The sequence below is a fragment of the Dolichospermum heterosporum TAC447 genome, assembly GCF_024584745.1.
GTDB classification, from domain to species: Bacteria; Cyanobacteriota; Cyanobacteriia; order Cyanobacteriales; family Nostocaceae; genus Dolichospermum; species Dolichospermum heterosporum.
Window position 1 is genome coordinate 4,782,183 of record NZ_CP099464.1, and the last position, 13,888, is coordinate 4,796,070.

General features: G+C 35.8%; 11 protein-coding genes and 1 pseudogene. 10 read left to right on the plus strand and 2 right to left on the minus strand.

The features are described 5' to 3' along the window. The first annotated feature begins 64 nt into the window (after positions 1-64). Positions 65-1,258 carry an AAA family ATPase gene (locus NG743_RS21695; protein ID WP_027401861.1) on the plus strand — a complete coding sequence of 398 codons (1,194 nt, stop codon included), beginning with the start codon at positions 65-67 and terminating at the stop codon, positions 1,256-1,258. A 265-nt stretch (positions 1,259-1,523) separates the two neighbouring features. Next, positions 1,524-2,081: a hypothetical protein gene (locus NG743_RS21700; RefSeq protein ID WP_257120871.1), complete on the plus strand. Its 558-nt coding sequence runs from the start codon at positions 1,524-1,526 to the stop codon at positions 2,079-2,081. A gap of 501 nt (positions 2,082-2,582) precedes the next feature. Here the strand turns inward: NG743_RS21700 and NG743_RS21705 are convergent. Together NG743_RS21705 and NG743_RS21710 are read right to left on the minus strand one after the other, a co-directional pair. Continuing rightward, positions 2,583-3,881: an amino acid permease gene (locus NG743_RS21705; RefSeq protein ID WP_027401859.1), complete on the minus strand. Its 1,299-nt coding sequence runs from the start codon at positions 3,879-3,881 to the stop codon at positions 2,583-2,585. 80 nt (positions 3,882-3,961) lie between these two features. Continuing rightward, positions 3,962-5,164, minus strand: coding sequence for an AAA family ATPase (locus tag NG743_RS21710; RefSeq protein ID WP_168466608.1), 1,203 nt, complete (start codon positions 5,162-5,164; stop codon positions 3,962-3,964). 1,016 nt (positions 5,165-6,180) lie between these two features. Here NG743_RS21710 and cruG point away from each other — a divergent pair. The 8 genes and pseudogenes from cruG to NG743_RS21750 all read left to right on the plus strand — a co-directional run bounded on the left by cruG (position 6,181) and on the right by NG743_RS21750 (position 13,831). Then, complete coding sequence (cruG, locus tag NG743_RS21715; RefSeq protein ID WP_371316450.1) at positions 6,181-7,350, plus strand: 2'-O-glycosyltransferase CruG; 1,170 nt, start codon at positions 6,181-6,183, stop codon at positions 7,348-7,350. Positions 7,351-7,677: 327 nt separating this feature from the next. After that, positions 7,678-7,935 carry a hypothetical protein gene (locus NG743_RS21720; protein WP_053538263.1) on the plus strand — a complete coding sequence of 86 codons (258 nt, stop codon included), beginning with the start codon at positions 7,678-7,680 and terminating at the stop codon, positions 7,933-7,935. A gap of 9 nt (positions 7,936-7,944) precedes the next feature. Further along, positions 7,945-8,388, plus strand: a complete 444-nt coding sequence (locus tag NG743_RS21725) for an HNH endonuclease (protein ID WP_257120873.1) — start codon at positions 7,945-7,947, stop codon at positions 8,386-8,388. Between the two features lie 276 nt (positions 8,389-8,664). Beyond that, positions 8,665-8,877 (plus strand): annotated as a pseudogene (locus NG743_RS21730) (glycosyltransferase family 2 protein); the annotation flags it as partial. A 92-nt stretch (positions 8,878-8,969) separates the two neighbouring features. After that, positions 8,970-9,185, plus strand: a complete 216-nt coding sequence (locus NG743_RS21735) for an NAD(P)H-quinone oxidoreductase subunit O (RefSeq protein ID WP_027401856.1) — start codon at positions 8,970-8,972, stop codon at positions 9,183-9,185. A 679-nt stretch (positions 9,186-9,864) separates the two neighbouring features. Beyond that, entirely contained in the window at positions 9,865-10,521 is a 657-nt protein-coding gene (locus NG743_RS21740) for a hypothetical protein (protein ID WP_257120874.1), read from the plus strand. Between the two features lie 24 nt (positions 10,522-10,545). Further along, positions 10,546-12,363, plus strand: coding sequence for a hypothetical protein (locus NG743_RS21745; protein WP_257120875.1), 1,818 nt, complete (start codon positions 10,546-10,548; stop codon positions 12,361-12,363). A gap of 1 nt (position 12,364) precedes the next feature. Beyond that, entirely contained in the window at positions 12,365-13,831 is a 1,467-nt protein-coding gene (locus NG743_RS21750; RefSeq protein ID WP_257120876.1) for a DUF1802 family protein, read from the plus strand. Positions 13,832-13,888: the final 57 nt, after the last annotated feature.

Below are 13,888 nucleotides of genomic sequence, written 5' to 3' on the forward strand. Positions count from 1 at the left end.
AGTGATTGATCATAGGCTATAATAAGTTATGGTTACTTTAATTAAGTATAAATAGTAAAACTATATGAGATTAGACTTTGTAGAATATTGTCAGGATAAAGATTTGCCAAGTGAGTGGCGTTTAGAAGGTTGTCAATTAGGTAATGTAAACTTGATTGTTGGTAAAAATGCCTCTGGAAAATCAAGAATTCTGAGAAGTATTAAATTTTTATCAGATTTTCTATCTGGTGAAGAAAAGCTCAGTAGACTTGATGGTAGGTTAAGAGAGTGGAAACTAACTTTTGATTCTCATAACGGAGATAATAAAAAAGTTTACATATTGAAAGTTGAGAATGGTCTAGTAATTGAAGAAAGTTACACTATTGGATCTAAATTTTACCTCAAGAGAGATAAATCAGGTGAAGGTAAAATTTGGGCTAAACAATTAGAAAAAGAAATTGATTTTCAAACACCTACTAATGAAGTCGCTGCTTTCCATCGAAGAGATTCTATCCAGCATCCTTTTTTTGAAGAAGTTTACACTTGGGCAAGTTTATTGAGGTATTACGAATTTGGAACAGATTTAGGCAGAAGTAGTCTTGATGTAATTAACACCGAAAGCGTTGCGATAATCAAAAAAAATATAGACTTCAAAAATAAAGATCATGTAATTCGCATATTCAAACTAGGAGAAAAAGAGTTAGGAGAAAGTTTTATTGAATCTATCAAATCAGATATGTTATCTGTTGGTTACAGAATAGATGAAATTGGTACTAAAACGCCATCAACTTCGATTCTTCAAGAAGGTAAATCCTACTTGCTAGAAGTAAAACCGCAATATATTTATGTTCAAGAAAGTGATTTAAAAGATAAAACTGAACAATCAATAATATCTCAAGGGATGTTTAGAGTATTATCTTTAATTATTCAAGTAAACTACTCACTATTAGCCAAACAGCCTAGTTGTATCTTGATAGATGATATTGGGGAAGGACTTGATTTTGAAAGAGCATCAGCGATGGTTAAGTTGCTTATTAGCAAAGCACAAACTGGATTAGTTCAGCTAATTATGACTACCAATGACAGATTTATTATGAATGGTGTTCCTTTGGAATATTGGTCAGTGATTGAAAGGACACCAGGATTAGCTAAACTTCATAACATACATAATTCAAAGGAAATATTTGATGATTTTAAATTCACTGGGTTAAACAATTTCGACTTTTTTGCAACTCAATTCTATATTGAGGGGTTTGGTAATGAGGAAAATATAGAATAGTGAAAAAATTAGCTATTTTTGTAGAGGGTAAAACAGAACAGATTTTTGTCGCAAAGTTGCTGAGAGAAATTGCTGGAAAATTTCAGATTTCCATAGAGATTATACTCAAAACGTCTAAAATCTGGACTTTTTTATGATATAAAAAACAAGTTCAAAGCCTCTCCCCGTTGCGGGGAGAGGTTTGGAGAGGGGTTCTATATTTGGTTAAACTATAAACCGTTTTCAGTATAAATCTCGGCAAGGAATTAACTTTGATAAAGTAATAATGAAAGATTCTGTCACTTCAGAAACAAAATTTTATGTATTAATTTATAACTCATGCCGTGATGAAAGTGTTGTTTCAGACATGAAGGAGTGGTATCATCGTTTAACTGAAGATGGCTATGATAGAGTAATAGGTTTAAGAGATGTTTATCCAATATCCATAGCTGACAAATCTAAGTTGGAAAGAGGTTTGAATTATACTTTACCAAAAGGGGTAATTCCTATAAATATAGTTCTTGCTGTTATGGAAGTGGAATCATGGTTTTTAGCAGAATATAATCATTTTCTCAAAATAGATCCAGGTTTGACTCCAGAGCAAATTCAATCAATTTTTGGATTTAATCCTCAAACTGATGATATGGAACAAAGACCTCATCCTGCTGATGATATGAAACAGATTTATAACTATGCAGGAAAAGGTTATAACAAAAGCGAGAAACAAATCAATAGACTTGCATCTAATTTAGATTACGAGTTTCTATATATGTACCTTGCTAATAATGTTCCTAGTTTGGGAGAATTTGTTGGATATATTGATAAATTCATGATTTCTTCATGAATATGATAAGTAGTGAAACAGAATTAATTACACAATGTCATTGGGAATGGAACGAAGTGAAATGAAGCAATCGCAAGGGTTGTGATTGCTTCCCTTCGCTCGCAATGACTGTAAATATTTTTGTCCAATTACTTATATGAATAAATGTATTTATGTTAATAGTCTAAAAATATACAACAATATCTTCATATCACAAATTTTTATCTACCCAATGGAGGAATCAAGACGCACCCAATAAATATTAAATAATTAAACATTCCGATCACCTGACGAACTTTAACAGTATATCCCTTTGTTTGCACTATACAAACAAGGGATTTTTTTATGCAAATTCGTAAATGATACCAATTGTAGATGATAATCATTAATTTATATGTCTTAGGGGGGACTGGATTAAACCCGAATAAATATTAAATATTAAATAGCCCGATTACCCTACCGGACTTTAGCTCCAAATCCTCTCTTGTCATTACCCGACAAGAGAGGTTTTATTCACATTTTTCAAAATTGATATATTACCAAAATTTGTCTACATATTAAAAATAATGCCCCGACCATAATAAATATTAATGTTATTTTTCCTCCAGGAACTAGGGTTTGATAGTTACCATTAGTAAATTCTGGTGTTTGACTTTGTTTCCAACTCATTAATGCTGGCATAATTCCTCCGAGAATGGAAACACTAAATGCTCCCGTGTATTCTAAAGCATGAAAAAAGATATTAGGATTAAATGTTCCTAAACTCAGAGGTGGAAGCAATACTAAGGAATAGAGAGGTAAACGAGAAATTTCGCTTTTAGTAATGATGGAAATATCTTGAAAAAAGTCTGCTAAACCATAGGTAATACCTATAAATGATGTCACAATTGCAAATTCAGAAAAAATTGATAATAAGACAGCAAACCATTCTCCTGATTGACCAGTTCGCAGAATTTGCAGTGGATCAAATACGCTCTCATTTGCGAAATTATGGGATAAAATATCTGGAGTCATACAGCCTAAAATAACAGCATTCCAAGCCAAAAACATGAATAAGGGAATTAATGAACCAATAATCATAGATTGGCGAATTTTGTGAATGTCTCCTTCTAATTGAGTTACAACCAGTGGAATAATACTGTGAAAGAACATTGCCACATATATAATAGCAATAGCATTACCGATAGATTGCCAATTTTGTACTAGAAGTTGAGAGTTTTGGAATTGCATTCCTCCTAATATTAATAAACCCAAAAAAGTAATTAATAAAATAATAATAAATATACCATTTATTCTTTCTATCAATCTATCTTTACCCCAATACATTAGGCTACCAAATACGAGAAAAAAACTAACTGTTCCTACCCACTGAGGTGAAATATGCTCTAATTCCCAAACTTTATCAACTGTGGTTGTTAAAATTTTGCCACCTTCAGTCATATATGCCACTAACAGGGCATAGTGGTTAAATACATAGGCAATTCCGGCAATTCTCGCTCCTGGTTTACCGAGAATCTTTTCTATGATTGCTAATAAACCTATATGAGAAATACCCTCAAATCTCATCACATTTAAAGTCAATTCTGCAATTAATAAACCGGAAGTTAAAGTATACAGCCATACAGTAATAAGTAGGATTGTGGATGGTATAATCCCGGATGGTAAAGTTACAGCAGGTAATCCAACAATCCCCGCCCCAATGGTAGTCCCGACAATTAAAGCTGTATTTCCTAAAACACTACCGGGTTGATGTTGAAATTTATGATTATCAAATTTTAGATGGGAAAATAATCGCGTTACTGTTTGTTCTTTTTTATTCATAAGTGCAGGTAATTAGTGTTATTGAGATTATTTATATCCCCGACTTCTTGAAGAAGTCGGGGATATTGTCTTGTGGTTAATTAAACAAATTTTTTGGTAAACTCACATATTAAGTCTACTCTACCTTTACGTAACATGGCTGGATCTAATCTTTCCGTGGTATTACAAGTCATTAGTATGACTAATTTCTGTTGCATTTGAATACCAGATTCGTCAATTATGCTTTGGTATAATGTCCCATCTAATAAGGCTAAAATATGCTCGGTTTTGTTGTTATATTGTGCTACTTCTGAAGCTCGATCTTGAGCTAAATTATCAGCTTCGTTGATGATAATACAAATCTTTTCTAAGTATGTTGGCGGCACAAAGTTAGTGATGGCATCATGATCTAAAATGAAAATTACATATCCTAAAGGGACAAGAATTTCTTTAGCAACACTTTGTGTCCATGCTGTTTTCCCTGTACCTGGTGCGCCATGTACTACAACGGCTAATTGATTTTGATCTAAAATTGTTTGTTGAACTATGTCAGTAAAATCTTGAATATCTTGGGGAAATGTTGGTAATGAATACTGACTATGAACTTTCCCAACACGACTTTGATATCCACTCAGCATAACTGCTAGATCATAGGTGGCTTTATTAATTAATGGCTTGATATTTTTAGCCATTAAAGTATAATTTCTTCTGCCTCTTTCATAAGCTTCAATTTGTAACCAAATATCATGTTCTGACCAGTAGGCATAAACTGTATTAACCACATCTAGTCTTTCCCAGTTTACAAATTTTTCAACGGGGAAATAAAAGTCTCGTTCTGAGTAATATTGGGTGATAATATCAGGGCGTTCTAATAGTTTTAAAACTCGTAAAACGGTTATTTCTTGGAGAAGATTCAGGACGTAATCAATAGGAATACTGTTGCGGCTGACAAATTGGACTAGGGGTGTTTCTGTGGTTAAAAAGTCTTTATGGCGCTGTTCTGGGGTGAGCATATCTGGTGTAATATAGTTCCAATATTTTTGGAATTCACCACGGGTGTAATCTGAAGCTAAATTTAAAATATTTGCCCACCAAGCATATTCTTTTCTCGCTAAAGCATCAGCATAATAACTGGCTAAATTAATACTTTTTTGGGTTAATTCTTGAGTGTCATGGAATAGAATTTTACCGAAGTATTCCCAATCAAAATCTCTGTGAAATGGTCGCCAACCACTAGATAACAAGTGTTGAAAGTTCTTATTGGTGTTATTACTTTCGTTGGTTCGGAAATAGTCAAAATCCATAGTCAAATTATTCTCTGTTGAAACAGGCAATGATGCACAACTTTTTAATCACACTTATAAAGTAGATGCTGAAAACCCTTGAAGATGCGTTCTCCTAAGTCGAACGCATCTGGGCTTCAGACAAGGGATGAAGGCTAGTTGCTTTCCTTTATCCTGCAATGACGTTAATTTGAAAATTTGAAATAATTTCAAATTTTAATCCATATTCGTGATACAATCAAATTGTCACTAAAGACATAAAAAGCTACCGGGGGACTCTCGGAAAGTTACGCTTGTCAGATATGATTTCGCCCGCCAGGGCAAACGAAATCAGGGCAAGAACCCAAATATTTAAGGAACCAATCCTGAAACTGGGATAACCGAGGGATATAGACTGAAACCCTCTACAGAATCTCCACGTCTTTAGACCGGAGAGTGTCAAGTAACATACTATAGCATTACACCAAAAGGTTTTTGTTGCTTAATGCTGATGGCGTAGCCTGTCCTTAGAGGTTGTGGGAAAAGTATTAGATGAAACCGATAATCTCCAGAAACCTAACCCCCCTTCCCTACCTCTCCCTAGCCCTCTCCTAAAAGGAGCTACTGTGTACATACAAGTAGTCCTGGTATAGGTTTCAACCTTTTTTCATCCGGTAATTTAAGCTTCCCCACCGCATAGTTTCAGAATTAGGAAGTTAAAATCAGTTGTGAGTTGAAGATTAGGGAACACCAAAAAATAAATTACCCAATTTTGTGGGATGGGCATCCTGCCCGTCCTTGATGATTAGCAGGCAAGATTGCCCGCACCACAAGAAATTTTTGGGTATTTTTTTAATTGGAAGTCCGTTACGTCTCAACTTGGTGGTTAGTCCGGCTATAAACCTCAAAAATTTGTGGACGTTCCATGGGTAAGGATTCTCGGCTATACCATCTTTTTTGGAGATGCCTATTGTATATCGCTGGATAATTTAGGTCAATTTGCCTAAATTGCGAGAAGATTTAAAGTAGCTAGTTTATACAAAAAGTCAGGGTTGAAATTGCTAAATATTATTCCACTCCTATTGCTACTTGTCCAAGTACCGGCAACGGCGATTTTGCTTTCCCGGTTGCTGAAGGGTCCTAGACGTGATCCAGCTTTAACAGCACAACAGCCAACACCGGAACTTTTAGGCAGTGTGAGTGTGGTTGTACCGACGTTAAATGAGGCGTTGCGGATTGGTCCGCTTTTGGCTGGTTTAACTCGCCAAAGTTATGAGGTTCGGGAAGTTATTGTGGTTGATAGTCGCTCTCAAGATGGTACTCCCGATTTGGTAAAAACCGCAGCAGCAAATGACCCACGCTTTCGGGTGATGACGGATGATCCTTTACCTTCTGGGTGGGTGGGTCGTCCTTGGGCGTTGCATAATGGTTTTTTGTTCAGTTCTGAGGGGAGTGAGTGGTTTTTGGGTATGGATGCAGATATCCAACCTGATGCTGGTTTGGTGGCGAGTTTGGTGCAAACTGCGATCGCTAAAGGTTATGATTTGGTATCTTTATCACCGCAGTTTATTCTCAAGTATCCGGGGGAATGTTGGTTACAACCGGCTTTGTTAATGACGTTGTTGTATAGATTTGATCCGACGGGGATTTATACTGAACAACCGGAACGGGTAATGGCTAATGGTCAGTGTTTTTTGTGTCGTCGGTCTGTGTTAAAGGCTGTGGATGGTTACACCAGCGCGAAGGGTTCTTTTTGTGATGATGTGACTTTGGCGCGGAATATTGCCGCTAAGGGCTTTAAGGTGGGCTTTTTGGATGGGGCTAAGGTGCTAAGGGTGAGGATGTACGAGGGGGCGTGGGAAACTTGGAACGAATGGGGGCGCAGCCTTGATTTGAAGGATGCTGCTTCTCCCGCTCAGATTTGGGGGGATTTATGGGTATTGTCGGCGGTGCAGGGTTTACCTATTTTGATTTTACTGGGTTATTTGTCGCTGCCTTCTTTGGTGCTTTCACTGCCGGCGCTACTGTTGTTAGGATTGAATATATTTTTGGTGGTGATTCGCTTTGCTTTATTATTAGCGATCGCTCCCTCCTATGATCGGAAAGATGCCACTGGTGGTTGGTTATTCTGGCTTTCTCCGTTGGCTGACCCTTTAGCGGTGCTACGCATCTTTTTATCTGCATTTCACACTCCTAAGCAATGGCGCGGGCGGAAATATGGGGATTAAGGCTATTTAGGGCGCTGACTGAGGGTATCGCTCTTTATTCCAGTTTGTCTTGTGGGGAGGGAGCGATCTTAATCATGAGAAAATATCTTGGTTCTTAGGGACTTCCAATTAAAAAAATAAAAAAATACCCAAAAATTTCTTGTGGTGCGGGACGAATTGCCCGCTAATCATCAAGGACGGGCAGGATGCCCATCCCACAAAATTGGGTAATTTATTTTTTGGTGTTCCCTTAAAGAACACAGGCTATTATAATTAGTGTATCTGTAAATTCTCTACATTTATTTGCTCTATGGATTTTAAATATCCTTAATAAAGGAGATAATCATCATGAAAACATCAATCACCATTAATCCAGCGTATGAAGAGATAATTAACTTTCTCGCTGCTGGCATAACATCTCAAAGTTTAGTTAAATTTCAAGTATCGGAAACAGTAAAAGAAAGAGTATCTGATTTAATTTTTCGGGAAAAAACTGATGGAATTTCTCCAGAGGAGAAATCAGAATTAGATCATTATTTGATTCTAGAACATTTATTAAGACTAGCAAAAGCTAGGGCTTATGATTTTATTAACGAGAAGGCTTAAAATTAAATTATGGAGCGTCCTTATTTAAATCTAGAACTTCGCCGCTTAGTTACAGAAAGAGCGGATAATTTATGTGAATATTGCCTGATTTCTGAACATGATACCATTTTAGGCTGTGCCATTGATCATATTATTAGTATCAAACATGGTGGCTCATCAAATATAGATAATCTGGCTTATTGTTGTGTCTATTGTAATCGTTTTAAAGGAAGTGATATCGGTTCAATTATTTTAGATAAAAAAGAATTTGTGCGTTTTTATCATCCTCGTTGGGATAATTGGGGGGAACATTTTAAACTGAATAATTCTACTATTGAATCTCTCACAAATATAGGACAAGTGACGGCTAGAATTTTAGGATTTAATGATCAACCTCGTTTATTAGAACGTCAATTACTTATTGATAATAAAAAATATCCTTCTCTCTCAGCAATTAAAAGAATGAATGCTTAATGCAACGTCTTCCAAATTATGGGAAATGCGATAATTATGCAGGTGGTAAAATGAGTTGCTGGATCACTAATTCTGGATTGTCTAAGAGGGTGTTTGAAAAGTTTTTAATGTATAAACAGACCCCTCTCCAAACCTCTCCCCGAAGCGGGGAGAGGCTTTGAAAACCCCCTTCCCTCGTAGGGAAGGGGGCAGGGGGGTTAGGTTTTTGGAGATTATCGGTTTCATCTAATACTTTTAAAACATCCTCTAAGGAGGATTTATGAGGATATTGCGGATTTGTTGTTAGGATTGAATATATTTTTGGTGGTGATTCGCTTTGCCTTATTATTAGCGATCGCTCCCTCCTATGATCGGAAAGATGCCACTGGTGGTTGGTTATTCTGGCTTTCTCCGTTGGCTGACCCTTTAGCGGTGCTACGCATCTTTTTATCTGCATTTCACACTCCTAAGCAATGGCGCGGGCGGAAATATGGGGATGATGTCGGCTAAAAAACCAGGTGATTAATAGAAAAATTCCCCTTGTGTCTGGGTACAGGCTAAAATTTTCAGTAAAAGCGTTTATTTTGGAACGAGGGGAACTTATGGCGATTAAAAAAGGAAATATGGTGCGGGCTATTCGGGAAAAGCTGGAAAATAGTCTAGAAGCACAGGCTAGTGATTCCCGTTTACCTAGTTACTTGTTTGAAACCCAGGGGGAAATTGTGGATATTAAGGGTGATTATGCTTTGGTGAAGTTTGGACAAGTGCCAACGCCAAATATTTGGTTAAAGTTGTCACAATTGGAAGAGTTTGCCTAATTTAGATGTCTGATAGAAATAGATATCTCCAAAAAAGTAGAGACGTTCCATGGAACGTCTCTACAAGGTTTCTGGAAAACGCAGATTTAATTTTCACCAGATAGTTAATTTTCCTGATCGGAGCGATCGCTCACGTTTCTACCTCCTGTATCATCTACAGGTGGTGGTACTGATGCGTTTCGAGAACCACCCCCACAGCCCGTTATACTGAAAACGGTTCATATTTGGTTAAACTATGAACTGTTTTCAGTATAATAATGAACTATTTTTGTCGGTCTTCCATCTTGCTGCTGATATAAGCGACTCTAATTTCTTACCTCTGAGGAAATATGCAATTAGAAACTCAAATCCCTACCACATCTCGTTCCTAGTCTCTGACTAGGAATGCAGTTGATGAGGCTCTGCCTCTAATATCATTGAAGGCAGAGCCTTCTAGAATTCATTCCCAGTCAGAGACTGGGAATGAGGTAAGTTGAGTTCTTTGCGGGATAGATGTTTTACGTTAAGTTGACACCAATGAAGCTCTTGCTTTACCCTCACCTGTTCAGGGTATTTGCGGCATAAGTCATAAATATTGATTTTTGTCTTATTTACATCAAAATACTCAATATTATTTGATCTTTGTCCTAGTAACAAATACAATACTTATAATATTTTTTAGTTAATTAGGATACTGAATATGAACGCCCAAGCCCAAAATTTACAGACTTTATATGCTAAAACTCGCTTGCTGCTTGCGTTGTGGGATTTAGGAGCAAGTCAACAAGAAGTGAAAAAAGGTTTGCTGACGAAGCGGATAGTGGCTAAGGGTCAGAAAATGGCGGACTATAAGGGGATTTTAGAGGATTTGCAGGAACAGGGGGCTGTTACTGTTTCTAGGACTGGTTATACTCTCAACTCACCAATCGGTTTAGATGTATTGGGTGCGGGTTTGCGTAGTGATGAGTTTAAGTTTGAGGGAACTATTGTTGGGACTTGGGCGGCTAATGCGTTATTGCGGTGGATAGGTCAAATTAATGTGGTAGCTGCGCCGGTTGCGTCTGGTGGTGGGGTAATTGGTTCTTATGAGGAGTTTAAATCAGAGATTCTGGATTTATTCGATAAGTTAGACAAAAGCTATAGTCATGCTGGGTTAGTTCCTATTTGGCAGATACGCAAAGAAGTAGAAAATCGTTTACAACGCGATCAATTTAATGCTTGGATCATGGATATGCAAGCAGAGCAATTGTTATATCTCCAAAGTGGAGAAGCACGAGGAGCGACTGAAGAACAGAAACAAGACTCTATTAATAGTGAAATAAGAGGGCTTCTATTTTTCGTTAGTAAACCATTGTAATTGTCAAATAGGGAAATAATTAAAATGTCAACCACAGATAAATATGCCTTACTTGATAAGGCACGTAAAGAATCGGTAAATCCTTTTGGACTGGAATCAGTAATATCAGCTAATGAAGTTTGGGGTGATGTTATCACTGATTTACCTGGACTAAATCAACATATTGACGAAAGAATATTTGATGCAATTTCTGAAGTGCGTAAAAAGTATTCTAGCAAAATTGGAATTGCAATTAAAGGTGATAGAGGTACTGGCAAAAGTCATATTATCCATAGAGTATGGAAAAAAATAACACAAGAAGGAGATTCTGTTTTTGCCTATATTAGTCCTTGTACTAATCCCAAACGAATCAATTCTCATGTTCGCTTCTATTTATCTGATAGTTTTACATATCAAGATAGTCAAGGAATTACCCAATGGCAGAAATTAGCAGCAGCAGCAATTAATACTTTAAAAGGAACAGAGTTTGAGGACAAATATCGCTCATATATTGAAAAGTGTCATTCACCTAATGAATTACGGAAATATATTGTAGCTAGTCAAAATAAAACTACGCTATTAGGCTTTTTTGATGAATTAGTTGAAGCGATATTAGAAAATCAAACTGGAATTGATGTCAATTTTTTAAAGGCATTATTATTTTTACTTCTGAAAAATGCAATAATTGCTCAAATTGCCTTGGCTTGGATTAAAGGAGAAGATAATTCAGAGATTAAAAAAATAGGATTACCAGAATTTTTATTTGCAGAAAAAGAAGATAAATCTATCTGGATGATGGAACAAATCTGCAAGTTAGCGGAAATAGCATCATTGCCAGTGGTAATTTGTTTTGATCAACTTGATAGTGCTGGTACTGATAATGATTCTGGAGATAGCCCTGCTCAAAGTATTGCGAAATGTATTGATAGAATTTATTTTCAATGTAGTAATGTAATTCTTGTTTGCTGTGTTATTAGTGACACATGGAGAGAAATTGAACAAATGGGAAGTGGTATCCCAGATAGAGTTGGACAAAGAGCAGTTAGAGCAAAACCACCTACTACTGAACAGACTATAGAATTGGTTAAACTCAGACTAAATTGGTTTTACAAAAATAATAGTCTTAACGCTGAAGATTATCCTCATTTATATCCTTTTGAGGAAAGCAAAATTAAACATATTGCCAGTGAATCTGCTAGTGCGCGTTCTCTGATGAAATGGTGTGCTGATGAATTTGAAAAAATTACTCAAGTTATACCACCAGAAGATGAAGATAAGAAAAAAAAGAAAACTTTTTTGGAGAAGTACCAGGAGTTACTTAAACGAATTCGTATACCCATGAAAGATGATGATCAGTTAGCAGCAATCATAACTTGTGCCATGAACATGATTCCTAATGGTGGTACAGCAAATGTGGTAATTCAAGAAGTTAAAAAAATTGCTGATGCAACACATGATTTACATTTTATTATCTCTGGTTATGACTGCTTGCATAAATGCCAAATCAAAATTGGGGTAAGAATATGTGAAACGACAAATGGTAAAACATTTAATGCAGTAATGACGAGATTAGTAAACTACGATAAATACGGACTTACTCGTGGTTGTTTAATCCGTTCTAGTGATGTTCCGAGAAGTTGGAAAATTGGATATGCGCTAAAAGAAAAACTGGAAAAAGAGCAGGGAGGTGAAGTAGTGGTGTTGAAAAAAAATGATATTAAACCTCTAGTAGCGATTCAGAAAATTTACGAACAAGCTGAAGACTATGGATTTACCAAAGAAGAGGTAACTCAATTTGTGAAAGATTTAAGTCTTGCTGCTGATAATCTATTGATTTGTGAAATTTTGAGTGCGCCAGTGTGATATGAATAATCAAATAATAAATGGAATTCAATTACCAGCTTTTGATGTAGAAATGCTGGCTTTGGGAAAATTGATTGTAGTACCTTTCAAGCAGTTTCAACCTGAGGGTAAAGCCTTTTGGCTATATCCATGTCAACAACTCCCAAATAACCTCAGTTTAGAGGAGTATTATCAACCTGAATATTTAGCAAAAGCTAAAAATGCCTTGGCTAAATATTCAACATACCCTATTCATCTTAAATTTTGGGCGCGTTGTGAATATCAATGGCGTATTAATCCTGATCAAAAGGATCTTTTACCGAAAATTACACAATCAACAATTTGGAATTTGAGTGCTTTAGAAAATATATTTGAACAGCAGAAAGTTCTCAAATTTTTGATGTTGCGAGTTTATTATCTTTCTAAACCTTGTATAGTTAATATACCAACAGATACAGGTTTATTTTACTGGACTAAATCTGAAGATATAGTACATCATGCAAGTGAAAATGATATTCCTGTGGTTTCTGATTCTAGTTTTAGCCAACGAAAAAACCTAATTTTATCTGGAAATATTTCTCCATACCAAAATATAGAAGCTTTACAGTTTCAATGTGAAAATATTTCAGAAACTAATCGAGATATTGAAAAGCTAAATCATGACATTAAGCAATTTTTAGGCTGGTATAGTGTTCCACCTATTCCAAAATTAGATAAAAGTTTAGATTGGATAAAAACAATTACATCTTTAGGAGATAGAAGCATAGAAAAAGATGATAGTACAAGCAACTATCAGGCAGGTACAAACTTTGAAATTGTTACACGCAAAAGCCTTAATTTTTTAGGATTCAAGGTAGAGGAAGATCACAAAGGTGGTGCTGGAGGTTTAGATTTATATTGTTCACAACCTTATTCTCTAGTTTGCGAATGTAAAGCAGGTAAAAGCATTCCTCATAACACAGTAGAAGAATTAGATAGAATTGGTAAAAGACATCTTCAAGAAAATTATCTTCAAGCTGTGCGGTTAATTATTGGACCTGGTGAACCTACTAAAAATTTGAAAGAATCTGCTCAAATCTCTAAAGTCAGTATTATCAAAGCCATGACATTACAAAAATTAGTTGAACTCAAAGCAAAATATCCAGGTGCGATCAACTTAATTGAATTAAAGCAATACTTAGAACCGGGACAAATTGATGATAAAATTAATGAATATATAGAAAAAGTAGAAAAAGAGATTAAATTGCGATCGCATATTATCCAACTGGTAAAAAACTATCTACAAAACTCAGGAATAGAATCTGCTGGAGTTGAATCTTTACATGGTGCATATTTCGGTTCAAATCCACCACAACCATTAAAACCAGGAGAAATGTATGAAATTTTAATAGAACTATCATCACCATTAACAGGTTATTTAGGAAGAAAAAAAGGAAACGATTGGAAAACAGATAAATTTTACTACCTGCGCGACTTACCAATAAATTAAAAATAACTCTTTTCTCTCTTCTTTTCTTCCCTTCGCGATCTTTGTGCCTTCGTGGTT